General features: G+C 35.3%; 2 protein-coding genes. One reads left to right on the top strand and one right to left on the bottom strand.

Features of this window, described 5'->3' with window-relative positions; genetic code table 11:
* Positions 1-48: 48 nt before the first annotated feature.
* The gene (locus tag SIN01_RS14510) at positions 49-1,530 is read left to right on the top strand and encodes a TnsD family Tn7-like transposition protein (protein ID WP_237760175.1); all 1,482 of its coding nucleotides are present in this window, start codon (positions 49-51) and stop codon (positions 1,528-1,530) included.
* Between the two features lie 129 nt (positions 1,531-1,659).
* On the opposite strand, the gene SIN01_RS14505 is transcribed toward SIN01_RS14510, so the two are convergent.
* Positions 1,660-2,175, bottom strand: a complete 516-nt coding sequence (locus SIN01_RS14505) for a GIY-YIG nuclease family protein (RefSeq protein WP_010027595.1) — start codon at positions 2,173-2,175, stop codon at positions 1,660-1,662.
* Between the last annotated feature and the right edge of the window lie 112 nt (positions 2,176-2,287).

Below are 2,287 nucleotides of genomic sequence, written 5' to 3'. Positions count from 1 at the left end.
CGATAAAGTGGCTCACTTTTGATGTGATCACTCTGGCTCAATTTCATATTGACAAAAACAAAGTATTGTTCAGCTTGTGCTGAAGAAGATATTTCTACTTTTGGAGAATTGTACTGGCATCGTCTTCATCAGTTACCAGGAAATCTTATTTGTCCGAAACATGATCTATGGTTAGAGCATAGTGCAGTACCAATCACCCATTCAAATAAACATGCCTTTATATTGCCGACCACAAGCAACTGTGATTTAACTATAGGGAGGAAGGCAAACGGAGATTTTCTCCAACAATTAAAGGAATTCATTCATCAAGCGGAACATTTATTGAACGGACGGTTTGAAAATCAGTCTTTTTCTCACTTCACGGAATTCTATCAGTATCATCTAATAGAAAAGGGATTTGCTAGTTTTAAGGGACAAGTGAAACAGAAGGAACTGCATATAGCATTCTATAATTTTTACTCTAAGGAATTATTGAAAAGCCTTTACATAGACATTGGAGATACACAATGGTTAGCCAATTTTTCACGAAAACACAGAAAATCGTTCCATCCGTACTACCACCTAATTATGCTCAACTTTCTTAGCTTAAATGTGGATTCGGTATTCAGGGTAACTTCATTTAAAAATAATCCATTTGGTCAACCGAATTGGCCTTGCTTAAATGCCTTATGTCCAGACTATAAGGAAAGTGTTATTAAAGTTGTTACGATTAGAAGATGTGAGAAGACGAAGAAGCCGATTGGGAGGTTTGCTTGTCCTACTTGTGGTTTTTCATATACAAGAAAGGGAAAGGACCAAAACAAAGATGACCGTTACAAGTTTACTCGGATAATGGATTTTGGTTTCCTATGGAAGAAAGCATTGCAATCATTGTTGAATGATGGATTGAGTTATCGGGAGATTGCTCGGCGGTTATCCGTGGATACCAATACCGTAATTAAATATGAGAAAATCATTAATAGCGAAAGTGGTTCAAAGAAGGAAGTTCATAAAGATAATGATTTGGTAAATATACGTCGAAATGAATGGGTGCAGTTGCAAAAGGAATATCCTAACCTATCGAAAACCCAATTGAGAGAGAAACGACCAGCGGTGTATGCTTTCTTATATAGGAATGATAGTAATTGGCTGAATGTTAATTCACCAGAACGGCAAAAGGTTGAAACAATAAATAACCGTGTTAATTGGTTGGAAAGAGACCAAGAAATATTAGAGAAGGTCCAAAAAGTGGTTGAAGATATAAATAATAAAGGCGGAAAGCCCAAAAGGATTACAGTAAAGACACTTGGAGACCGCATTGGAGAAAGAGCCCTGTTGGAAAACCATATGGATAAGTTGTCAAAAACAAAGGAATTTATTGAACAAGTATCGGAGTCGGAACGGGATTTCCGTTTAAGAAGAGTGGAGTTTGTAATCCTTGAAATGAAAGAAAAGGGAGAAGCTATTAAAGAATGGAAGGTTTTAAAGAAAGCCGCCATTAAAGCAGAGTTTTATGACGAAGTAAGAGATATTATTCAATCATATTTATAGTGTAAAGTTTTCAGGATTCTCTTCAAATTTGATTGAGAATTCTATTTTTTATGTGCTTTTTTGGCAACTTCCTATAAAAATATTAATTATTCGAGCTTTCTCTCTTAATTCCAGCTTGTAATTTTAAGATTACTGTTCCACGAAGGCATTATACTTATAAACATTGTATTCCACATTGTCTAATTTACTTGTCCATCGCAAACCTGAAATTTCTGGTAGTAGGTCCCGGTGATCTCCCCAATTAAAAATATGAATATTTTGGAATTCATCATCCCGTATGGATGTGAGATTTTTGGAGTTGTAGGCAGGCTTATGTACATTAATTAAAAGTTTCTCGGCAAGATCAATCTCCTTTGACCATGTGGCTTCCTCTGGCGTACCTTCACCTGCTATTCTGCCCGCATATATCATTAGATGATTGGAGTCATTTGTATTCCACCAATTTTCTTGGGATACCCTTTTCCCAATCGTTTGCTGGTCTGCCTTTCCGATATATAACAAGACATCTTTTCCATAGACTATATGTTTTCCATAAATTTGATAGATTCCATAATCGTGGGATTCATCAGTTAAACGATTTAGTTCATCTAATCTATAGGGTCCGTCCCAATCAATTTGAATTAGTTTTACCCTTATGTTTTTCATTTCAACCTTCCTTTACAGCTTCTTTTTACAGCATTTGAAAAAAGTATGCAAAATTCTAAATTCTATATATTTCAATTTTGATTATCTCTTATTTACTGGAGAGTGAAAAGTT

Source organism: Sporolactobacillus inulinus, from assembly GCF_006539285.1.
Taxonomy (GTDB): domain Bacteria; phylum Bacillota; class Bacilli; order Bacillales; family Sporolactobacillaceae; genus Sporolactobacillus; species Sporolactobacillus inulinus.
Note: the sequence above shows the minus strand (reverse complement) of the source record. Positions and strands in the feature narration are given on the sequence as shown.